Here is a 22,001-nt window from a genome sequence, read left to right on the forward strand (position 1 = left end):
GTGCGATCGGCTGATCCAGGTCAGATGCCCCGCTGCACCTGCCGCCTACGCTGCGCGCAAGGATTACCAAGGGGAAGGATCATGTCGAAGATGCTGCGCATGTTGCTGGCCACGGCCAGCGTATTGGCGATGGCCGCCTGCTCGGGCAAGCCCGAGTCGACCGCCGCCTCCACCGCGGGCGCGAGCCCCGCAACCGCCGCGACCACGGCGGCCACCGACCCGGGTGATTTCGGCCCGCCGCAGGGCGAGCCGATCCACGCCGTGCTCACCAGCCCGCCGAACGTGCCGCCGCCGATCCACCGCAATTACCCGGCCAAGGTGATCGTCGACCTGGAAGTGATCGAGAAGGAGATGCCGATCTCCGAGGGCGTCAGCTACACCTACTGGACCTTCGGCGGCACCGTGCCGGGCAGCTTCATCCGCGTGCGCCAGGGCGACACGGTGGAGTTCCACCTGAAGAACTCGCCCGATTCGAAGATGCCGCACAACATCGACCTGCACGGCGTCACCGGCCCCGGTGGCGGTGCGGCGTCGAGCTTCACCGCGCCCGGCCACGAGTCGCAGTTCACCTTCAAGGCGCTCAACCAGGGCGTGTACGTCTACCACTGCGCCACCGCCCCGGTGGGCATGCACATCGCCAACGGCATGTACGGGCTGATCCTGGTCGAGCCGCCGGAGGGCATGCCCAAGGTCGACCACGAGTACTACGTGATGCAGGGCGACTTCTACACGGTGGGCAAGTACCGCGAGAAGGGCCACCAGGCCTTCGACATGGACAAGGCGATCGACGAGAAGCCGACCTACGTGCTGTTCAACGGCCACGAAGGCGCTCTCACCGGCGACAACGCGCTCACTGCCAAGGTCGGCGAAACGGTGCGCCTGTTCGTGGGCAACGGCGGACCGAACCTGGTCTCCAGCTTCCACGTGATCGGCGAGATCTTCGACACCGTGCGGCAGGAGGGCGGCACCGTGGAGCAGCACAACGTGCAGACCACGCTGATCCCGTCGGGCGGCGCGGCCATGGTCGAGTTCAAGACCCAGGTGCCGGGCAGCTACGTGCTGGTGGACCACTCGATCTTCCGCGCCTTCAACAAGGGCGCGCTGGGTATCCTGAAAGTCGACGGCCCGGAGAACAAGGCGATCTATTCGGGCAAGGAAGTGGACTCGGTCTACCTCGGCGACCGCGCCGAGCCGAACCTGCACGCGGTGAGCACGGCGGCCAAGGCGAATGCCGCCGGCACACTGAGCAAGGCCGACCAGATCGCCGCCGGCAAGCAGCTGTTCACCGGCACCTGCTCGGTCTGCCACCAGGCCAGCGGCCAGGGCCTGCCGGGCGTGTTCCCGCCGCTGGCCAAGTCCGACTACCTCGCCAAGCAGACGCGCGACCACCTGATCGGCATTCCGCTGCACGGGCTCACCGGCAAGGTCACCGTCAACGGCAAGGAGTACGACTCGGTGATGCCGCCGATGACCCAGCTCACCGACGACGAGGTCGCCAACATCCTTACCTACGTGCTCAACAGCTGGGACAACCCCGGTGGCCAGGTGAGCAAGGACGAGGTGGCCAAGGTGCGTGCGCAGCCGGCCCCCGCGCCTGCCGCTGAGCACTGAGCCGATGCGCGCCCGCGCGCTGCTGATCGCGATGTTCGCGCTGGCTGCGGCACCCGCCGTGGCCAGCGCGGCCCACTACCGGCCTCTGCCCGGCGGCCGTTTCGCCAGCGTGGTGCCGGCCGACGGCAAGGATGCGCCGGCACAGGTGGCGCCATTCGCCCTGCGCAGCGAGCCGGTGACCAACGCCGAGTTCCTCGCCTTCGTCAGCAAGCATCCGCAATGGCGGCGCGACCGCGTGGCGCCGATCTTCGCCGACGGCCGCTACCTGTCGCACTGGGCCGCACCGGACGCGCTCGGCGCCGAGGCCATGCCGGCACAGCCGGTCACCCGGGTGAGCTGGTTCGCCGCGCAGGCCTATTGCGAGAGCGAACACGCGCGGCTGCCGAGCTGGTACGAGTGGGAGATGGCCGCCGCGGCCGATGCCAGCCGCGCCGACGCGCGCAGCGATCCGGCCTGGCGCGAGCGCGTGCTGGACTGGTACAGCCGCCCGTCTTCGCACGCACTGCCGGTGATCGGCGGTGCGGCCGACCTGCACGGCGTGCGCGACCTCAACGGCCTGGTGTGGGAGTGGGTGGACGACTTCAACGCCCTGCTGGTGGGCAGCGACAGCCGCGACCAGGACGGCGCCGACAAGCTGAAGTTCTGCGGCGCCGGCGCGATCAGCCTGCAGCAGAAAGAGAACTACGCCACGCTGATGCGGGTGGCGATGCTGTCCGCGCTGAAGGCGGTCGACACCACGCCCAACCTCGGCTTCCGCTGCGCGCGCCCGCTGGCGAGCGCACCGTTCGATGCATCCCCTCTGTCCGTTCATCCCCGGATCACGTCCGGGGCAGGCTCTGAGCGTAGCGAAGCGAAGTCGAAGGACCGTCACCCCACGCGCAGCGCATCCACCGCCCTAGAAGCGAGCACCCCATGAAACGGTTCGCCCTCCTCCTGCTCGGCGCCCTGTTCTCAGGCAACGCTCTCGCCGCACCGGCAAGCGTGGCGCCCACGCTGCCCGGCGATTCGGTCTACCAGCTCGCCGCCACCCTCACCGATCAGGACGGCCACGCCGCGCCCTGGGCCACGCGCCGCGGCACGCCGCAGATCGTGAGCATGTTCTATAGCTCGTGCACCATGGTCTGCCCGATGATCATCGACACCATGAAGGCCACCCGCCGCGCCGCCGGCGATCCGGCCGCGCTGGGCCTGCTGGCGATCAGCTTCGACCCGGCCCGCGACAACACCGACGCGCTGCGCCGCTACGCCGCCGCGCACCGGCTCGACCTGCGCTGGTGGACGCTGGCGCACGCCTCGCCGGGCGACACGCGTTCCATCGCCGCCCTGCTCGGCGTGCAGTACCGCCCGCTGCCCGACGGCGACTTCAACCATTCCAGCGTGTTGCTGCTGCTCGATGCGGACGGCCGCATCGTGGCGCGCAGCGCGATCATCGGACGCACCGATCCGGCCTTCGTCACCGCCGTGCGCCAGCTTGCGGGAGCACACCCATGAACCTCGCCTCGCGCGCCCTGCTTCTCGGCCTGCTCGCGCTACCGCTCGCCGGCGTGAGCTTCGCGCAGCACGCACACCACGCGGCGCCGGGCGACACGGCGCCGACGCCGGCACCAACCACCCGCTGGCCCGCCGGCGCCGCGCTGCAGGACGGCATGGGCCGCATCCACGTCGCGCTGGAGGAACTGCGCCACTACGAGATGGGCCACATGGACGCCACGATGGCGCTGGATCGGGTTGGCCTGATCGAACAGGCCGCCGCCGACATCTTCGCCAAGTGCAAGCTGCCGGAAGAGCGCGACGCGGTGCTGCACCACATGCTGGTGCCGCTGCTGGCCGCCGCGCAGGCGCTGAAAACACATCCGGACGACATGGCCCAGGTGCAGGCGATGCGCGATGCGGTCGCGGACTACCCACGCTACTTCGCCGATCCGGGCTGGGCGGCGCCGGCGAAGCCTTAGGAGAGGCAGCTCAGATCACCGCGCTGTCGTCGTCGAAGCCGCGGCCGTCGCGCAGCACGGTACGCAGGCGCGCCTCCCACGGCGCGGTGTCGATGCCGTGCGCACGCAGCCACGCGCGGTCGAACAGCGTCTCGGCGTAGCGCTCGCCGCGGTCGCACAGCAGGCTGACGATGCTGCCGCGCTCGCCGCGGGCGCGCATCGCCGCGGCCAGCCGCAGGCAGGCGACGAACTGGGTGCCGGACGATCCGCCGTAGCGGCGGCCGAGCAACTCTTCCAGCAACCACGCCGCGGCGATCGAGGCGGCATCGGGCACCTCCAGCACGCGGTCGACCACCTCGAACACGAAACCCGGCTCCACCCGCGGGCGGCCGATGCCTTCGATCACGGTCGGCCGGCTGGCCACCGCGTGGCGGTCATGCCGGCGCCAGCCTTCGACGAAGGCGCTGCCGGTCGGCTCGGCCAGGCACAGCCGGGTGGGCAGGCGGCGGTAGCGCAGGTAGCGACCGATCGTCGCCGAGGTGCCACCGGTGCCGGCGCTGCAGACGATCCAGGCCGGCTCGGGCGAGCGCTCGCGCGCCATCTGGCCGAGGATCGACTCGGCGATGTTGTTGTTGCCGCGCCAGTCGGTGGCGCGCTCGGCGAGGCCGAACTGGTCGAGGAAGCAGGCCCCGTGGGCCGCGTGTGCGTTCGCCGCGGCGAGCACTTCGGCCGGGTCGTCGACCAGATCGCAGCGCCCGCCCAGCGCCTGCACGTCGCGGATCTTGCCCGGCGCGGTGCACGCCGGCATCACCGCGATGAACGGCAGGCCGAGCAGGCGCGCGAACCACGCCTCGGAGATTGCGGTACTGCCGGACGATGCATCCACCACGGTCTGCCCCGCGTGTAGGCGGCCGTTGCACAGCGCGTACAGGAACAGCGAGCGCGCCAGCCGGTGCTTGAGGCTGCCGCTGGGATGGGCGGACTCGTCCTTCAGGTAGATGTCGATGCCGGGGAAGGCCGGCAGGTCGAGCTTGAGCAAATGCGTGTCGGCCGAGCGCGCGGCCTCCTGCGCCAGGCATTCGAGCGCACCGTGCACCCACTCGCGGCCAGACGGCGACGGCGACGGCGAAGACATCACCCGCTCGGCGGCGCTACTCATGGCCGCTGCGCCACGATCGGCACGCCGAGATCGCGTCCGCGCGGGCGCAGGCCCAGCCCGAGTTTCAGGCTCTGCCCGATGCGTTCGGCGTAGTCGATCATCAGTGCCGCCCCGCTCGCGTCCAGCACCTCGGCGCAGGTGGCGCGCCACAGCGTGAGCCAGCGGTCGAAATGCTCGGCGCGCACCGGATGGCGCTGGTGGGCGGCCATCGGGTTGCCGCGGTAGCTGCCGGAGCGGCGCGCCACCGAACACCAGAACGAGGTCAGCAGCTGCTTGTGCTCTTCCCAGTCGTGCACCGCCGGGTTGAACACCGGCCCGAGCTCGGCATCGCGGCGCACCTGCTCGTAGAAGCGGTCGACGAGGGTGGCCAGTTCGGTTTCGCTGGGGGGCGTGACGGCGGCATGCATGCGGGCGTTGACTCGGACGATGCGCGCCGCCGGGGGAGGCTAGGCGCGCGGAGGCGGGGAATCGACACGGTCGGTCATGTCATCAGGCATGGGGTCGACCGCATCCGTGGCCTGGGAGGATGCGAGCGTGCCGGCGCGCGCGCCCTGATCTGGATCATCCTCCAGCAACGGCACGATGCCGGGGCTGTCCAGGTCGTCGAACTGCTGGTGGTTCACCGCCCAGAAGAACAGCGCCACGCCCACGCCCACCACCAGCAGCGTCACCGGGATAAGCACCAGGATGATGTTCACGCGCGCAGCGCCAATGGCGATGCGGCGGCGACGCGACCCACGCGCAGCGCATTGAGCACCACGCCAAGCGAACTCAGCGCCATGCCGATGCCGGCCAGCCACGGCGGCACCAGGCCGAACGCAGCGAACGGCACCGCCACCAGGTTGTAGCCCAGTGCCCAGCGTCGGCTCTGCGCGGCGATGCGCTGCATCTGCATCGCCACGGCGCGGGCGTCGAGCAGGCCGTCCAGACGTCCATCGGCCAGCAGCAGGTCGGCATGCGCCTGCGCCAGCTCGGTGCCGCTGGCCAGTGCGGCGGAAACATCCGCGCCGGCCAGCACCGGCGCATCGTTGCTGCCGTCGCCCACCGCCAGGGTGACGCGGCCGTCGGCGCGTGCGGTCTGCAGCAGGGCGAGCTTGTCCGCTGGCGACTGGCGGGCAGACCAGGCGTCCACCTCCAGCGCATGCGCCACCGTGGCTACGCGCGCCAGATCGTCACCGCTGGCGATGGCCAGCGTCACATCCTGCGCGCGCAGCGCGGCGACAGTGGTGCGGGCCGCGTCGCGCAGCCCGTCGTCCACCGCGAAGCGGGCCAGCTCGCCCTGCGCATCGGCCAGCACCAGCGTGCCGGCCGCTCCCTCCCCCGTATCTTTCTGGCCGCTGGCGGCGAGCGCGAAATCGGCGCGACCCAGCCACAGCGGCACGTGATCCACCACGCCGGACACACCCGCGCCGGCATGCACGCGCACATCGCGCGCCGTCAGCGGCGCCGCGGCAGGGCCGGTGACGGCGAGGCGGGTCAGCGCATGCGCCAGCGGGTGGCTGCTCTCCTGCGCCAGCGCCACGGCCAGGCGCAATACGTGATCGACATCCAGCCCGCGCTGCGGATGGATCGCCGCGCGGGTGAACTGCGGCTCGGTGAGCGTGCCGGTCTTGTCGAACAGCGCGTAGTCGACGCGGGCCAGCGTTTCCAATGCCACGGCGTCGGTCACCAGCACGCCGCGCGTGGCGAGCACGCCGAACGCCCGCGTGCGCGTGGCCGGCGCGGTGAGCGCGAAGGCGCAGGGGCAGGCGATCACCAGTACCGCCACGGCTGCTTCGAACGCGCGCGCAGCATCCACCAGCAGCCAGCCCAGCGCGGTGAGCGCGGTGAGCACCAGCACGCGGGCGACGAAGCGCGCCACCGCCGGATCGCCGCCGTGGCGCACGCGGGCCAGCCGGCTGCCGCGCGCGCGTCGCGCCAGCGCGCCGATGCGCGCGGCGGCGGTGGCCTCGCCGCTGTGGGTGACGCGCAACTCCGCGGTACCGGACACTAGCACGCTGCCGGCCACCACCGCGGCGCCGGCTGCGCGCCGCTGCGGCCGCGACTCGCCCGACAGCAGCGACTCGTCCAGCTCGGCCCACGCGCTTTCCAGCACGCCATCGGCCGGCACCGTGCCGCCCTCGGCCACGTGCACACGATCGCCGGGCAGCAGGGCCAGCGCGGCCACCGTTTCCAGCGTGCCGTCGTTGCGCCAGCGTTCGGCCAGCAGCGGCGCGGCATCCACCGCGGCATCGCCCAGTGCACCGCTGCGATGGCGCGCGCGCATCTCGATGTGCCGCGCCAGCAGCAGCAGGAACACGAACATGCTCACCGAATCGAAATAGATTTCGCCGCTGCCGCGCCAGGTATTCCACGCACTGGCGGTGAACACCAGCAGCACCGCCAGCGCCACCGGCAGGTCGATGCCGAGGCGGCGCGCGCGCAGCTCGTCGAGGGCACCGCGATAGAACGGCAGCGCCGCGTAGAACACGATCGGCAGCGTGGTGAACAGCCCCAGCCAGCGGAACAGGTTGCGTGTGCTGAAGTCGACGAAGTCGACCACGCCGAGGTAGATCACGAACGCGTAGGTCATCACCTGCATCGCGCACATGCCGGCCACCAGCAGGCGCTTGAGCGCGTCGTGCGCCTCGCGGCGCGGGTCTTCGTCCACTCGTGCGCGCGGCAGCGGCTGCGCGCGGCAGCCGATACTGGCGATCGCGTCGAGCAGACCGGGCAGGCTCTGGCGTGCTGGTTCCCACACCACCGACACGCGCTGGCTGGCTACGTCCACACCCACCCGCTGCACGCCGGGCAGCGCGCGCAGCGCCTGCTCCAGTCGCAGCACGCGGCGGGCGTCGGCCAGCGGCGCCACGCGCAGGGTCACTTCGGCGCGACCATCGCGCCGCGGCCGCAATACCTGCGCGGCCAGCTGCGGCTGGGCCCAGGCGCTGTTCATGGCGCAGTGGCGGCGGGTGCCGGTGCCGAGGCGGCCGGCGCGGCATGGCTGCGTGCGGGCACGCCGAACACCGGGTGCGGCGCATCGACCGGCACGTCGTCGTGCCGTGCGCCGACCATGATGATCCAGATACAGCCGGCCATCGACGCGGCGAACACCGCTGCGCCCAGCCACAGCACCGGCTGGCGGTACCAGGCGCCGCTGCGGTCAGCGGGCGGCCTGGGCATCGGGCGCGGCCGCCGTGGCCGGATGGGCGAGGTGGTAGACGTAGGCGGCAAGCACGCGCATCTGGTCTTCGGTCAGGCGCGAACTCCACGCCGGCATCGCGCCCTGGCGGCCGCCGCCGATGGTGCGCTCGATGTCGGCCACGGTGCCGCCGTGCAGCCAGATGGTATCGGTGAGGTTGGGCGCGCCCAGCGCCTGGTTGCCCTTGCCCTCCGGCCCGTGGCACGCGGCGCAGGTGGCGAACAGCGGCTGGCCGGCCGCCGCCATCGCCGCGTCATGCGGCGCACCGGACAGGCTCAGCACGTACTGCGCGAGGTTCTTCACGTTCTGCTCGCCCAGGCTCGCCCACGGCGGCATCACACCGGCACGGCCGTTCTGGATGCTGGTGAGGATGGCCTTGCCGTCGCCGCCGTAGAGCCAGTCGTGGTCGGTGAGGTTGGGCGCCCCCAGCAGCGTGTTGCCGCGACCCTCGCGACCGTGGCAGGCCTCGCAGTTATCGAGGAACAGCTGCTTGCCCATCTGGATCGCCGACGGATCGCCGGCCAGCTGCTCCACCGGATACTGGCGGAAGCGCACCAGCAGCTCATCGAGCTTGGCGTCGTTGGCGGCCACGTCGCGTGCCAGCTCGCCGTGCGCGGTCCAGCCCAGGATGCCCTTGTGATTGCCGAAGCCCGGGTACAACGCCAGGTAGACGAATCCGACGACAAACATGGCGCCGGAGAACAGCAGCCACCACAGCGGCAGCTTGCGCACGCCCTCGCGCAGCACGCCGTGCGCCCACACGTGGCCGCTGGTGCCGTCCGGCAGTACCGGAATCTTCGCGCGCGGCCCCCACAGGAACAGGAACAGCGTGATGCCCAGGTTGAGCACGATCAGGAACATCACCCACAACGACCAGCCCGTGCTCATGCGTGCTCCTCCGAATTCGGTGCGCCGTCTTCCATCGGCAGCGCGGCCATGCGCTGGAACGTGGTGCGATGGTGCTTGCGCCAGGCCCAGATCCAGATCGCGACGAAGGTGACCATCAGCACGACGGTCACCACCCCGGTGACGTGACCCCACACCGGACTGATCATGGCGCCGCTCCCGCCGTCTTGGCCGCAGCCACCGGCTCGTTCCTGATACCCAGGCCCTGCAGGTAGGCGATCAGCGCGTCCATCTCGGTCTTGCCGTCCAGCGCGGCCGGTGCGGCGGCGATATCGGCATCGCTGTACGGGTCGCCCAGCGTGCGCAACGTGCGCATGCGCGCCTGGATATCGGCCACGTCGAGCTTCTTCTCGGCCAGCCACGGGTAACCGGGCATGTTGGATACCGGCACCACCTGGCGCGGATTCATCAGGTGCAGGCGCTGCCACTGGTCGGAATACTTGCCGCCGACGCGGGCGAGGTCCGGCCCGGTGCGCTTGGAGCCCCACTGGAACGGCCGGTCGTACACCGACTCCTCCGCCTCGGAGAAGTGGCCGTAGCGCTGGGTCTCGGCACGCAGCGCGCGGATCATCTGCGAGTGGCACAGGTAACAGCCCTCGCGCACGTAGATGTCCTTGCCGGCCAGGCGCAGCGGGTCGTACGGCTTCACCCCCGGCGGCGCCTTCACCGCGTGGGCTTCCATGAACAGCGGGGTGATCTCGGCCAGACCGCCGATCGACACCATGATCGCGATGAGGATGCCGAGCAGGCCGGCGTGCTTCTCGATCGCTTCGAAATGTTTGTAGGCCATGGTGCTCTCCTCAACCTGCGGCCGGCAGCGGGGCGGGCACCTGGTGCGGCACCGGCTCGGGGATCGGCACCGGGATCGGCTTGATCAGATGCGCGCGCGCATCGGCCGCGGTGTGCCACAGGTTCCACGCCATCACCCACATGCCCGACAGGATCAGCAGGCCGCCGCCCCAGCGGATCAGGTACATCGGCTTGATCGCGATCAGGCTGTCGATGAACGCGTAGGTGAGCGAGCCGTCCGGCTGCGTGGCGCGCCACATCACGCCCTCGGTGACGCCGGCGGTCCACATCGAGCCCACGTACAAGAGCGTGCCGGCCATGTGCAGCCAGAAGTGCCACTCCATGCCCTTGCGCGAGTACATCGCCGGCCGGCCGAGCGCGCGCGGCGCCATCGCGTAGAGCGAGCCAATGGTGATCATCGCCACCCAGCCGAGCGAGCCCGAATGCACGTGCGCGATGGTCCAGTCGGTGTAGTGCGAGAGCTTGTTGACGGTCTTGATCGCCATCATCGAACCCTCGAAGGTGGCCGCCGCATAGAACACCAGCGACATCACCATGAACTTCGCCGCCGGGTCGGTGCGCAGCTTCTCCCACGAGCCGTTGAAGGTGAGCAGGCCGTTGGCGGCCGAGCCCCAGCTGGGCATCAGCAGGATCAGCGAGAACGCCATGCCGACGGACTGCACCCAATCCGGCAGCGCCGTGTACATCAGGTGGTGCGAACCGGCCCACATGTACACCGAGATCAGCGCCCAGAAGTTCACGATGGAGAAGCGGTAGCTCCACAGCGGCTGCTGCGCCTGGCGCGGCACGAAGTAGTACATCATCCCGAGGAAGCCAGCGGTGAGGAAGAACGCCACCGCGTTGTGGCCGTACCACCACTGCACCATCGCATCGACCACGCCGGAATACACCGGGTAGGACTTCCACAGCGACACCGGCAGCGCGATGTTGTTGACGATGTGCAGCAGGCCCACCGCGATGATGAACGCGCCGTAGTACCAATTCGCCACGTAGATGTGCTGGATGCGCCGGCGGGTGAGGCTGGCGAAGAACACCGTGCCGAAGCTCACCCATACCACCGCGATGAGGATGTCGATGAACCACTCCGGCTCGGCGTACTCCTTGCTCTGGGTGATCCCCAGCGGCATGGTCACCATCGCCAGCACGCAGATCAGCTGCCAGCCCCAGAAGGTGAATTCGGCCAGCTTGCCCAGCGCGAGGCGGGCGTGTCCCGTGCGCTGCACCACGTAGTAGCAGGTGCCCATCAGCGCCGATCCGCCGAAGGCGAAGATCACGCCGAAGGTGTGATCGGGGCGGATCCGGCTGAAGGTCATCCAGGGGATGTCGAAATTGAGCGCCGGCCACATCAGCTCGGCCGCGGCGTAGACGCCGAACGACATGCCGATGATGCCCCACACCGCGGCAGCGAGCAGAAACTGCCGCACCACCTTGTCGTTGTAATACTCCGTGTTCGGCATGCTGCCTCCCCTGTTTAGTGGCGCCATTGTGCGTACGCAGCACCCGGCCGGCGCTGACCTACGTCAAATCCATGCGTCATTCCACCGCGCGGATGACACCGTCCCACCGCCTTGCTCCCCTCTCCCCCGAACAACTTCACCGTTAGGGGGAGAGGGTCGGGGTGAGGGGGCTCCGGCTTCCGAGCGACCACCGCCGCACCCGCGGACAACCAACCTCCAAGTCGCCCCTTCACCCAACCCTCTCCCCCGAGCACGCTCAGGGGAGAGGGCTAAAGCAGCAAGCGCCGCGCTACCTCGAAGTCCACCGCCTTGCTCCCTCTCCCTTGAACGGCCTCACCGTTCGGGGGAGAGGGTCGGGGTGAGGGGGGCTCTGGCTTCCTAGCGACCAACGCTGCACCCGCGGACAACCAACCTCCAGATCGCCCCCTCACCCAACCCTCTCCCCCGAGCACGCTCAGGGGAGAGGGCTAAAGCAGCGAGCGCCACTCCGCCCTCGAAGCCCACCGCCTTGCTCCCTCTCCCCTGAACAGCTTCATCGTTCGGGGGAGAGGGCTGGGGTGAGGGGGGCTCTGGCTTCCGAACGACCAACGCCGCGCCCGCGGACAACCAGCCTCCAAATCGCCCCCTCACCCAACCCTCTCCCCCGAGCACGCTCAGGGGAGAGGGCTAAAGCAGCGAGCGCCGCGCCACCTCGACGCCTACGATCCGCTCCCTCTCCTCGAAAACTTTGCCGTTCGGAGAAGAGCGCGTATGCCCGGTCCCTCGTGATGAATAGCCACCCTCCAAGCCCACCGCCTTGCTCCCTCTCCCCTGAACAGCTTCATCGTTCGGGGGAGAGAGCTAAAGCAGCGAGCGCCGCGCCGCCTCGACGCCTACGATTCGCTCGCTCGAACCCCCAACGCCTCGATGGACCAAGGCAGACGCTATGCCCTGCTTTTGCCGCGCGGCTAGAACGTTCCTGCTTCGCCCGGGACGCGACAGGCCAGCGCCCGCGGATTCATTACCCGGCGCCACAGCGGCGGCACCAGGGCCAGCACGAACATGGTGGCGTAGCCGGCCGGCAGCTGCGGGCTGTCGTCGTGGTGACGCAGCACCTGATAGCGGCGGCGCGCCACGGCGTGGTGATCGGAGTGGCGCTGCAGGTTGAACAGCAGCCAGTTGGTGTAGCGCTGCGGCGCGTTCCAGGAGTGACGGTGGGTGACGCGCTCGTAGCGACCGGGCGCGATCAGGCGCCGCTCCAGGCCGTAGTGCTCCACGTAGTTGATCACCTCCAGCGTGGCCGCGGCGATCACCCCTTGCAGCAGGAAGAACGCCAGCGCGCGCCACCCGCCGGCCCACGCGAACACGGCCATCAAGACCAGCCACAACGCAGTCCAAGCCACCATCTCGTTGCGCCATGACCACGGCGAGCGACCGCGACCGCGCAGGCGCTGCGCCTCCAGCCGCCAGGCGTTGCGCACGTTGCGCCACAGCGCGCGGGGCACGAAGGCATAGACCGATTCGCCCAGCCGCGCCGAGGACGAATCCTCCGGCGTGGCCACGTGCAGGTGATGCCCGCGCACGTGCTCCACCTTGAAGCCCGCGTAGCCCACCGAAGTGAGCAGCACGCCGCCGAGCAGCGGCTCCCAGCGCGTGGACTTGTGGATCAGCTCGTGCGCCGGATTGATCGCCAGCACCCCGCCGATCACGCCCGTGGACACCACCCAGCCCAGCTGCGCCGGCACCACCAGCGCGGTGAGCATGGGGAAGTAGTGGGCATGCTCCAGTCGGGTGACCGCAGCCGCGTCGTCCTCGTTGCGGCGTTCGTCGCCGCACAGCGCGTCGATCCACGGCACCACGCCGAAGATGAACCCCACTGGGAACCAGGCGGCGAGCCCGGGCGGCACGCCAAAACGCATGAGCTGCCACGCTCCGGCCGGCAGCAGTGCCGTGGAGAAGGCCAGCAAAAACCCGAGATCGCGGGTGCGCATGGGCCGCAGTCTATGCCTGCGGCGGCAGCCGATGTACACCGCGGCGGGATCAACCGGGCGAAAGCATCGCGCGTCTCTGCGGCGACCTTGCATAGATGAACGTCCGCTCCAGCGCAGAACGCTCTCTTCAACGGCCCCGCCGACCACCCACCGGGCTTCTGCAGTCACTGGATTCCAGCCTTCGCTGGAATGACGACATCGCGGCCATGTGCCCTGCGTTCGCGCTGGGCGCCGGTGCACCGCGCGGGAGACGAAGCGCCTGACCCACCCCGAGCCGCTTCGACTTTGCTCGCGGCCGCGAGCGACGCTCAGCGTGAACGAATCACCTGCTCAGCCCGGCAGACGCGCCAGCCAGTCACCGAGCTGCTTCATCACCTGGCTGCGCGCGGGCTCGGCCTCGTTGAACAGCTCGTGGTAGAGCGTGTCGAAATGGCGCGCGGTGAGCTGGCGAGTGGCCCACGCTGCGGCGGCGAACTCGCGGCTGCCGGCCGCGTCCACCAGACGGTCGGCGCCGGCGGCCAGCAGCAGGGTCGGCACCGCCAACCGGGAGGCGTCGGTGAGGCATGACGGCCCGGCGCGAAAGATGAAGTCGGCCATCCGCGGCGTGATGCGCGCGCTGCACAGCGGGTCGTGACGATACGCCGCCACCACCGAGGCGTCGTGCGAGAGGTGATCCACCGCCAGACCGGTACGCAGCGGCAGGTTCGGCAGCGTGCGCGCCAGACCCGCCGCCAGCGACTGCAGCCACCGCGCCTCATGGCTGAGGAAGGCCGGCGAGGACAGCACCAGCGCGGCCGGCGTCACGCGCCCGTCGAGCACGGCGCGCGCCGCCACCAGGCCGCCCATGCTGTGGCCGAGCAGCAGCGGCAAGGCCGGCGCCGATCCCGCGTAGTCCGCATACACGGCAGCGAGGTCGGACAGCAGATCGTCGTCCCGCGACAGCGCCCCGCGCGGCCCGGCACTCAGGCCGTGGCCGCGCTGGTCGTAGCCCAGCACGTCGTAGCCGCGCGCGTTGAACCAGGCAGCGACGTGACGGTAGCGGCCGCTGTGCTCACCCAGGCCATGCACCAGCAGCACCGCGCGGCTGGCCCCGGGCAGCGCCCAGTGGCGGCGCACCAGCATCTGTCCATCGGCCACGGGGCGGGAATCCAGCACACCTTCCGGCGCACGGGCATAAGGCGGTTGCGGGCGCGCGTCCACGTCCATGGGCATCTTCGGGGGTGGGGTAAAGGCCCATGATGCAACGTGCGCCGATGCCACGCCAACGCCGGCTTCGGCGCCATCCTCACCGCATCTGCGGCATGCTCGTGCGTTGTGTTGCCAACGGACGCCGTCGATGGGCTGCCTGCCACTGCCACTGTTGTTTCTGCTCGGATTCGGAATCGGCTATCTCGCCGCCGGCCGCACCGGCGCCCTTTGGGGTGCCGGCTTCGGTTTGCTGCTGGGCCTGTTCGCGATGGGCTGGCTGATTCGTTTGATGCGCGGCAAGCGCTGAAGTCCCCGACACCCCCACCCGCCTTTGTAGGAGCCCGCTCGCGGGCGATGCTTCTCGCTTTGGATGTACATCGACAGCCAAGAGCATCGCCTGCGAGCGGGCTCCTACGGGGTCGGGGCAAGCTCGTTGCGAGAGGCGTGGCGGAACCGGCGGAGCGACTCGAAACACAACTAGCGCACATCCACCTTTGCAGGAGCCCGCTCGCGGGCGATGCTTTTCGCTTTGGATGTACATCGACAGCCAAGAGCGTCGCCCGCAAGCGGGCTCCTACGGGGTCGGGGTAAGCGCGTTGCGAGAGGCGTGGTGGAACCGGCGGGGCGACTCGAAACACAACTAGCGCACAACCGCCTTTGTAGGAGCCCGCTCGCGGGCGATGCTTCTCGCTTTGGATGCACATCAACAGCCAAGAGCATCGCCCGCGAGCGGGCTCCTACGGGGAGGGTGGGGATTGTTTGATCAGGGGGTGCAGGTGGTGAGGGTGCAGTGGGCGGCGGGGAGCGTGGTGTCGGCCTGGCCGGCGATGTCGGTGGCCGAGGCGCCGAGTTCGAAACGGTAGCTGCCGGCCTTGCGCTGCCAGCCGTGCGCGGACGGGTCCCAGGAGGCCAGGCGCACCGGGCTGGCGGTAATCGTCACCTCGCGGCTCTGCCCCGGCGCCAGCGTCACGCGCTGCCAACCGGCCAGGCGACGGGTGTCGGCACCAGGGGGCGTCACGTACAGCTGCGGCACCGCCAAGCCGGCGCGCTTGCCGGTGTTGCTGACGCGCACCGTGGCCGTCACCTGGTCGCCGCTCGTATGCAGCACCGGCGCGCCGTAGCGGAACGTGGTGTAGCCCAGGCCGTAGCCGAACGGGAACAGCGGCTGCAGGTTCTTCTTCTGGAACCAGCGGTAGCCGACGTCGGCACCCTCGATGTTGTAGTCGATGTCCTGCTGCGGCTCGCCCTGCGGCGGGATGCCGATCGCGGCCAGCCCGGCGCCGGGAATCGTCGGGCGCGGCAGCTGCGATTCGTCCTTCGGCCAGGTGAGCGGCAGCCGGCCGGACGGCTCGACCTCGCCGAACAGCACGCGGGCGATCGCCTCGCCCCCGTTGGCGCCCGGATACCAGGCCTCGACGACGCCCTGCACCTGGTCCAGCCACGGCATCTTCACCGGGCCATTCGTCTCCAGCACCACGATGGTGTGGGGGTTGGCCTTGGCCACCGCGGCGATCAGCGCGTCCTGGTTGCCGGGCAGGCTCATGGTCGGCACGTCCATCGACTCGGCGACCCACTGCTCGGCGAACACCACGGCCACCTTCGACTGCGCCGCCAGCTTCGCCGCCGCGGCGATGTCCTCGCCGCTGGCGTAGGCCACCTTGCCGCCGTTGCGCTTACCGATCGCCTGCATCGGCGAGGAGCGCTGGTACATCTTCGGGCCCGGCCAGGTGGTCGGTTCGAGGCCGGTGACCGGGCTGCCGCCGCGCGGCTTCACCGCGGAGGAGCCGCCGCCGGTGGTGACGCCCACGTCGGCATGGCTGCCGATGACCGCCACCGCACCGACGCCCTTGCCCAGCGGCAACGCGTTCGACACGTTGCGCAGCAGCACCATGCCGGCCTCGGCGGCGCGCTGCGACACCTTGGCGTCGGCGGCGTAGTCGATCGGCGCCTCCTTCGCCGGATGCTCGAACGCACCCACCGCGAAGAACGCGCGCACGATGCGGTGGACCATGTCGTCGATGCGCGATTGCGGCACCTCGCCCTTGGCCACCGCCTCGCGCAGCGGCTTATCGAAGTACACCTCCTTATCGAAGCGTTCGCCGGCGGACTGCTGGTCCAGCCCGGCCATCGCCGCCTTAGCCGCGCTGTGCACCGCGCCCCAGTCGGACATCACGAAGCCCGGGTACTTCCAGTCGCGCTTGAGCACCTGGTTGAGCAGCCAGTCGTCCTCGCAGGCGTAGACGCTGTTGACGCGGTTGTACGAGCACATCACCGAGCCGGGCTGGCCGTCGGCGATGGCGATTTCGAACGCGAGCAGATCCGACTCGCGCGCGGCGGTGTGGTCGATGTTGGCGCTGAGCGTGTTGCGCGCCGTCTCCAGATCGTTCATCGCGTAGTGCTTCACGGTGGACACCACGTGCTGGCTCTGAATGCCGGCGATCGCTGCGCCGACGACGGTGCCGGCCAGCAGCGGGTCCTCGCCGGCGTATTCGAAGTTGCGGCCGTTGCGCGGGTCGCGCGCCAGGTCGACGCCGCCGGCCAGCAGCACGCTGAAGCCCATACGGTGCGCCTCGCGGCCGATCATCGCGCCGCCGTCGTGGGCCAGTTGCGGATCGAAGCTGGCGGCGGCAGCCAGGCCGGCCGGCAAGGCGGTATCGCCATCGCCGAACGCGGCCGGGCGCGCCACGCCCTGGCCGGCGTCGGTTTCGTGGATCGCCGGCAGGCCCAGGCGCGGAATCGCCGGGATGTAGCCCGCTGCATCCTTCGAGCCGGCGGGCTTGGGCTGGCCGTTGAAGATGGCGCCGTACTCGGCGCGGATCAGCCGGAACTTCTCGTCCTGGGTCATCGCTTTCACCAGCGCGTCGGCGCGCTGATCGGGCGAGAGCGCGGTGTTCATCCACGGCCGGGCCGGCGCCGCCGGCGCGGACGCCGCCAGCGACGTGCCCGCGGAAACCGCCATGGCGCAGGCGAGGCTGGCGGTGAGCAGGGTGCGTTGCAACGGGCGACGTGGCGACATGTTGGATCTCCTTTCGATGCGATGCGGCGCGCGGGGCGGCGCCGGGGGCGGGCACGGGCCAGCATGTGCAAGCCGGGCCGCCGGCACAAGTCGCAAGGCGACAAGGCGTGCGCGCGGGCACGCCCGCGCTTGCGGCGTTGCGCGCCAGGCCCTATATCCATGCGGTGACGCCGACCGCTCCCGCCCCCGCGTCGAGGCCGGACATGGACACCCCGCTCGCCGACTTCCATCCCGCCGTGGCCACGTGGTTTCGCGGCCGCTTCGATGCACCCACCGCGGCGCAGGCGCGGGCGTGGCCGGTGATCCGAGCGGGCGAAGCCACCCTGGTGGCCGCACCCACCGGTTCGGGCAAGACGCTCACCGCGTTCCTCGCCGCCATCGATGCGCTGGTGCGCGAGGGCGTGGCGAACGGCGGCGTGCTGCTGGACGAGACGCGGGTGGTCTACGTGTCGCCGCTGAAGGCGCTGTCCAACGACATCCACATCAACCTGGAGGAGCCGCTGGAAGGCATCCGCGCCGAGCTGGAAAAGCTCGGCCTGCCCGACGTGGCGATCCGCACCGCCGTGCGCACCGGCGACACGCCGCAGGCCGAGCGCGCGTGGATGCGCAAGACGCCGCCGCATATTCTGGTGACCACGCCCGAGTCGCTGTACATCCTGCTCGGCTCCGCATCCGGCCGCGCCATGCTGGGCACGGCGCGCACGGTGATCGTCGACGAGATCCACGCCGTGGCCGCCAGCAAGCGCGGCTCGCACCTGGCGTTGTCGCTGGAGCGGCTGGACGCCCTGTGCGGCCAGCGCCTGCGCCGTATCGGGCTGTCGGCCACGCAGAAGCCGATCGAGGCGGTGGCGCGGTTTCTGGTGGGTGCGCCCGGTCAGGAAGGAAGGGACACCCACTGCACCATCATCGACGTCGGCCATCAGCGCCCGCGCGACCTCGGCCTGAGCGTGCCGCCGGTGCCGCTGGAAGCGGTGATGTCCAACGACGGCTGGGAGTTGATCTACAACCAGCTCGCGACCCTGATCGAGAGCCACCGCACCACGCTGGTGTTCGTCAACACGCGGCGGATGGCGGAACGGATCACGCGGCACCTGTCCGAGCGGCTGGGCAAGGCGCACGTCGCCGCGCATCACGGCAGCCTGGCCAAGGAGCAGCGGCTGGATGCCGAGCAGCGACTCAAGCGCGGCGAGCTCTCCGCGCTGATCGCCACCGCGTCGCTGGAACTGGGCATCGACATCGGCGACGTGGACCTGGTCTGCCAGATCGGCTCGCCGCGCTCCATCGCCGCCTTCCTGCAGCGCGCCGGCCGCTCCGGCCACGCGGTGAGCGGCACGCCGAAGGCGCGGCTATTCCCGACCACCCGCGACGAGCTGGTGGAATGCACCGCTTTGCTCGACTGCGTGCGTCGCGGCGAGCTGGACACGCTGACCATTCCGCCGCAGCCGCTGGACGTGCTGGCGCAGCAGATCGTGGCCGAAGTCGCCTGCCGCGAGTGGGACGAAGACGGCCTGTACACGCTGGTACGCGGCGCCGACCCGTACCGCGATCTGGCGCGCGACGATTTCGACGCCGTGGTGCGCATGCTGGTGGAGGGCTACAGCACCCGGCGCGGCCCGCGCGAGGGCTACCTGCACCACGATGCCGTGCACGGCCAGCTGCGCGCCCGTCGCGGCGCGCGCCTCACCTCGCTCACCTCCGGCGGCGCCATTCCCGACACCGCCGACTACGCAGTGGTCCTGGAACCGCAAGGCACGGTGATCGGCTCGGTACACGAGGATTTCGCCGTCGAGAGCCTGGCCGGCGACATCTTCCAGCTCGGCAACACCAGCTACCGTATCCAGCGCGTGGAAGCCGGCCGCCTGCGCGTGGAAGACGCCCACGGCGTGCCGCCGAGCATCCCGTTCTGGCTGGGTGAAGCGCCCGGGCGCAGCGATGCGCTGTCGTTCGGCGTGTCGCGTCTGCGCGAGGAAATCGACGCGCTGCTGGAACCCCTCTCCCCCCGGGAGAGGGGCAGGGGTGAGGGTACGGCCAGTGCCGAGCAGTCCGACTCGACCGAACCCTCACCCCCAACCCCTCTCCCACAGGGAGAGGGGAGCAAAACAGCGCGCGCCGTGGCCTGGCTGCGCAACACCCTCGGCCTCACCGAATCCGCCGCCCAGCAACTCGCCGATTACCTCGCCGCCGCCAAGGCCGCACTCGGCGTGCTGCCCACCCAGTCCACCATCGTCTTCGAGCGCTTCTTCGACGAATCCGGCGGCACCCAGCTGGTGATCCACTCGCCGTTCGGCAGCCGCATCAACCGCGCATGGGGACTGGCGCTGCGCAAGCGCTTCTGTCGCCAGTTCAATTTCGAATTGCAGGCCGCCGCCACCGAAGACGCGATCGTGCTGTCGCTGTCCACCAGCCACAGCTTTCCGCTGGAAGAGGTGGCCCGCTACCTGCACTCGGCCAGCGCCGAGCACGTGCTCACCCAGGCCCTGCTCGATGCGCCGCTGTTCGGCGCGCGCTGGCGCTGGAACGCGGTCACCGCGCTGGCGCTGCCGCGCTTCCGCGGCGGCAAGAAAACACCGCCGCAACTGCAGCGCATGAAGAGCGAGGACCTGCTCGCCACCGTCTTCCCCGACCAGGTCGCCTGCCTGGAGAACATCGTCGGCGAGCGCGAGATTCCCGATCACCCGCTGGTGGCGCAGACCCTGCACGACTGCCTGCGCGAGGCGATGGACCTCGATGGCCTGCTCGCCGTGCTGCGCGCGCTGGAAAGGGGCACCATCCGCGTGGTCGCCCGCGACCTCACCGGCCCCAGCCCGCTGGCCAGCGAAGTGCTCACCGCCGCGCCCTACGCCTTCCTGGACGACGCGCCGCTGGAAGAACGCCGCACCCAGGCCGCCGGCCGCTGGAACCCCAGCGACAACGCCACCGACCTGGGCACGCTCGACCCCGCCGCCATCGACGCCGTGCGCGACGAAGCGTGGCCGCAGGTGCGCAGCGCCGATGAAATGCACGAAGCCCTCGACGCCCTCGGCGGCCTCACCGCCGCCGAAGTGGCCGCCCACGACTGGTCCGCCTGGATCGATGCGCTCGAAGCCAACGGCCGCGCCACCCGCCTTATTCCCACTACGCCGCCCCACTCTCCCGCCACGGCTCTCGCTCCCTCTCCCCCCTCGGGGGGAGAGGGCCGGGGTGAGGGGGCCGCTCTTCCCGCTCTTTCCCCCATCCACACCACCACCGAAAAACTCCCCCTCTGGCTCGCCCTCCACCCGCAAGCCAGCGTCGAACCCGCCGTCACCGTCCCCACCCCCTTCGCCAAACCCTGGACCCGCGACGACGCCCTGCGCGAACTCGTGCGCGGCCGCCTGCTCGGAACCGGCCCAGTCACCGTCGCCACGCTCGCCGCCACGCTGGCGGTAGCGTCGGAGGACATCGCGCAAGCCCTGCTGCGTCTGCAGACCGAGGGCTACGTAATCCAGGGCCGCTTCACCCCGCAAGCGCAAACCGAAAACGCCCCGATAGAATGGTGCGAACGCCACCTGCTGGTGCGCATCCACCGCTACACGCTTGGCCGCCTACGCCGCGAGATCGAGCCGGTGAGTCGACGCGACCTGATGCGCTTCCTGTTCGATTGGCAGCACCTCACACCCGGCACGCGCCGCCGTGGGCCGGACGCGCTCACCGCCACGCTGGCCCAGCTGGAAGGGTTCGAAGCCGCCGCCGGCGCGTGGGAAACCGAACTGCTGCCCGCCCGCATCGAGGACTACTCCAGCACCTGGCTGGACGAGCTGTGCCGCGCCGGCCGCATCGGCTGGAGCCGACTGCGCGCGGCCAGCGGCGGCGGCAACGGCCCCGTGCGCAGCACGCCGATCGTGCTGCTGCCGCGCCGGCAATTGGCCGTCTGGACGGCCGTGGCCGAACGCGACGCCGCCGAGCCGCCCGCACTCTCGTCCCGCGCGCAGGCCGTGGCCGACGCCCTGCGCGACGAAGGCGCGCTGTTCTTCGACGAACTGATGGCCAGCGCCCGCCTGCTGCGCACCGAGCTGGAAGATGCCCTGGGCGAGCTGGTCGCCGCCGGCCGCGTTACCGCCGACAGCTTCGCCGGCCTGCGCGCCCTGCTGATGCCCGCCGCCAAACGCGACAGCGGCCGCCACCGCCGCATGCGCCGGCACAGCTTCGGCGGCATCGAAGACGCCGGCCGCTGGTCGCAGGTGCGGACCGGCGCCTCGCGTGAAGACGACGATGCGCAACACCGCGAACAGGTCGAACACGTCGCCCGCGCCCTGCTGCAACGCTACGGCGTGGTGTTCTGGAAACTGCTGGAACGCGAAGCCAGTTGGCTACCCAGCTGGCGTGAGCTGCGCCAGGTCTACCAGCGACTGGAAGCCCGCGGCGAAATCCGCGGCGGCCGCTTCGTCGACGGCCTGGTCGGCGAACAGTTCGCCCTGCCTGAGGCCATCCCTGCATTGCGATCCATCGCGCGGCGCGAGGCGAGCATGGAACTCGTCGTCGTCAGCGGCTGCGATCCGCTCAACCTCGTCGGCACCGTGCTCGCCGGCGAGCGCATACCCGCCGTGATCGGCACTCGGATCCTGTTCGAAGATGGCGTGGCGGTGGCCGCGTGGGTGAGCGGCAAGGTGCAGTGGTTGGTGGATGGGGATGTGGACAATCAGCTGCGGTGGCGGGAGGCAGTGAGCGTAAAAGGCTCCGTCAGCCATGCTTGGACGCTGGAGGCGCGACCCTCGCGTACGGCGCCACTGAACCGCGATAGGTGAAAGTGACCC

At 70.3% G+C, this 22,001-nt stretch carries 18 protein-coding genes; 6 read left to right on the forward strand and 12 right to left on the reverse strand.

Annotated elements, in window-relative coordinates:
* Nucleotides 1-81: 81 nt before the first annotated feature.
* From nirK to ACQVBX_RS14255, 4 genes are read left to right on the forward strand one after another with little or no spacing between them, the layout of a single operon-like run.
* A complete protein-coding gene (gene nirK / locus ACQVBX_RS14240) occupies nucleotides 82-1,611 on the forward strand; it encodes a copper-containing nitrite reductase (protein WP_431634912.1) in 1,530 nt (509 codons plus the stop codon).
* The gene (locus tag ACQVBX_RS14245; protein WP_431634913.1) at nucleotides 1,574-2,527 is read left to right on the forward strand and encodes a formylglycine-generating enzyme family protein; all 954 of its coding nucleotides are present in this window, start codon (nucleotides 1,574-1,576) and stop codon (nucleotides 2,525-2,527) included. The genes nirK and ACQVBX_RS14245 overlap by 38 nt, the downstream gene beginning before the upstream one ends.
* Nucleotides 2,524-3,102 (forward strand): SCO family protein, encoded by a 579-nt coding sequence (locus ACQVBX_RS14250; protein ID WP_431634915.1) that lies wholly within the window; start codon nucleotides 2,524-2,526, stop codon nucleotides 3,100-3,102. Before ACQVBX_RS14245 ends, ACQVBX_RS14250 begins: the two co-directional genes overlap by 4 nt.
* Nucleotides 3,099-3,563 (forward strand): DnrO protein, encoded by a 465-nt coding sequence (locus ACQVBX_RS14255; protein ID WP_431634916.1) that lies wholly within the window; start codon nucleotides 3,099-3,101, stop codon nucleotides 3,561-3,563. The genes ACQVBX_RS14250 and ACQVBX_RS14255 overlap by 4 nt, the downstream gene beginning before the upstream one ends.
* Before the next feature lie 10 nt (nucleotides 3,564-3,573).
* On the opposite strand, the gene ACQVBX_RS14260 is transcribed toward ACQVBX_RS14255, so the two are convergent.
* The 11 genes from ACQVBX_RS14260 to ACQVBX_RS14310 form a co-directional block, all read right to left on the reverse strand.
* Entirely contained in the window at nucleotides 3,574-4,701 is a 1,128-nt protein-coding gene (locus ACQVBX_RS14260; RefSeq protein WP_431634917.1) for a PLP-dependent cysteine synthase family protein, read from the reverse strand.
* Nucleotides 4,698-5,108 carry a group III truncated hemoglobin gene (locus tag ACQVBX_RS14265; protein WP_431634918.1) on the reverse strand — a complete coding sequence of 137 codons (411 nt, stop codon included), beginning with the start codon at nucleotides 5,106-5,108 and terminating at the stop codon, nucleotides 4,698-4,700. Before ACQVBX_RS14265 ends, ACQVBX_RS14260 begins: the two co-directional genes overlap by 4 nt.
* A gap of 39 nt (nucleotides 5,109-5,147) precedes the next feature.
* A complete protein-coding gene (gene ccoS / locus ACQVBX_RS14270; RefSeq protein WP_431634919.1) occupies nucleotides 5,148-5,399 on the reverse strand; it encodes a cbb3-type cytochrome oxidase assembly protein CcoS in 252 nt (83 codons plus the stop codon).
* On the reverse strand, nucleotides 5,396-7,636 hold the full coding sequence (locus tag ACQVBX_RS14275) for a heavy metal translocating P-type ATPase (protein ID WP_431634920.1): 2,241 nt from the start codon (nucleotides 7,634-7,636) through the stop codon (nucleotides 5,396-5,398). Before ACQVBX_RS14275 ends, ccoS begins: the two co-directional genes overlap by 4 nt.
* Entirely contained in the window at nucleotides 7,633-7,863 is a 231-nt protein-coding gene (locus tag ACQVBX_RS14280; protein WP_431634922.1) for a hypothetical protein, read from the reverse strand. Before ACQVBX_RS14280 ends, ACQVBX_RS14275 begins: the two co-directional genes overlap by 4 nt.
* Nucleotides 7,844-8,770, reverse strand: a complete 927-nt coding sequence (gene ccoP, locus ACQVBX_RS14285) for a cytochrome-c oxidase, cbb3-type subunit III (protein WP_431634924.1) — start codon at nucleotides 8,768-8,770, stop codon at nucleotides 7,844-7,846. Before ccoP ends, ACQVBX_RS14280 begins: the two co-directional genes overlap by 20 nt.
* The gene (locus ACQVBX_RS14290) at nucleotides 8,767-8,937 is read right to left on the reverse strand and encodes a CcoQ/FixQ family Cbb3-type cytochrome c oxidase assembly chaperone (RefSeq protein WP_431634925.1); all 171 of its coding nucleotides are present in this window, start codon (nucleotides 8,935-8,937) and stop codon (nucleotides 8,767-8,769) included. The genes ccoP and ACQVBX_RS14290 overlap by 4 nt, the downstream gene beginning before the upstream one ends.
* Entirely contained in the window at nucleotides 8,934-9,578 is a 645-nt protein-coding gene (gene ccoO / locus ACQVBX_RS14295) for a cytochrome-c oxidase, cbb3-type subunit II (protein WP_431634926.1), read from the reverse strand. Before ccoO ends, ACQVBX_RS14290 begins: the two co-directional genes overlap by 4 nt.
* 10 nt (nucleotides 9,579-9,588) lie before the next feature.
* The gene (ccoN, locus tag ACQVBX_RS14300) at nucleotides 9,589-11,055 is read right to left on the reverse strand and encodes a cytochrome-c oxidase, cbb3-type subunit I (RefSeq protein ID WP_431634927.1); all 1,467 of its coding nucleotides are present in this window, start codon (nucleotides 11,053-11,055) and stop codon (nucleotides 9,589-9,591) included.
* Nucleotides 11,056-12,002: 947 nt separating this feature from the next.
* Nucleotides 12,003-13,025, reverse strand: a complete 1,023-nt coding sequence (locus tag ACQVBX_RS14305; RefSeq protein ID WP_431634928.1) for an alkane 1-monooxygenase — start codon at nucleotides 13,023-13,025, stop codon at nucleotides 12,003-12,005.
* 330 nt (nucleotides 13,026-13,355) lie between these two features.
* On the reverse strand, nucleotides 13,356-14,231 hold the full coding sequence (locus tag ACQVBX_RS14310; protein ID WP_431634929.1) for a lysophospholipase: 876 nt from the start codon (nucleotides 14,229-14,231) through the stop codon (nucleotides 13,356-13,358).
* A gap of 130 nt (nucleotides 14,232-14,361) precedes the next feature.
* Between ACQVBX_RS14310 and ACQVBX_RS14315 the strand changes: the two genes are divergently transcribed.
* Nucleotides 14,362-14,520, forward strand: a complete 159-nt coding sequence (locus ACQVBX_RS14315; RefSeq protein ID WP_431634930.1) for a hypothetical protein — start codon at nucleotides 14,362-14,364, stop codon at nucleotides 14,518-14,520.
* A gap of 456 nt (nucleotides 14,521-14,976) precedes the next feature.
* Here the strand turns inward: ACQVBX_RS14315 and ACQVBX_RS14320 are convergent, their stop codons facing one another.
* Complete coding sequence (locus ACQVBX_RS14320; RefSeq protein WP_431634931.1) at nucleotides 14,977-17,229, reverse strand: beta-glucosidase; 2,253 nt, start codon at nucleotides 17,227-17,229, stop codon at nucleotides 14,977-14,979.
* A gap of 203 nt (nucleotides 17,230-17,432) precedes the next feature.
* Here ACQVBX_RS14320 and ACQVBX_RS14325 point away from each other — a divergent pair, with 203 nt between their 5' ends.
* Nucleotides 17,433-21,992 carry a DEAD/DEAH box helicase gene (locus ACQVBX_RS14325; RefSeq protein ID WP_431634932.1) on the forward strand — a complete coding sequence of 1,520 codons (4,560 nt, stop codon included), beginning with the start codon at nucleotides 17,433-17,435 and terminating at the stop codon, nucleotides 21,990-21,992.
* Nucleotides 21,993-22,001 lie beyond the last annotated feature (9 nt).

Source organism: Dyella thailandensis (assembly GCF_050749815.1).
GTDB lineage: Bacteria > Pseudomonadota > Gammaproteobacteria > Xanthomonadales > Rhodanobacteraceae > Dyella_A.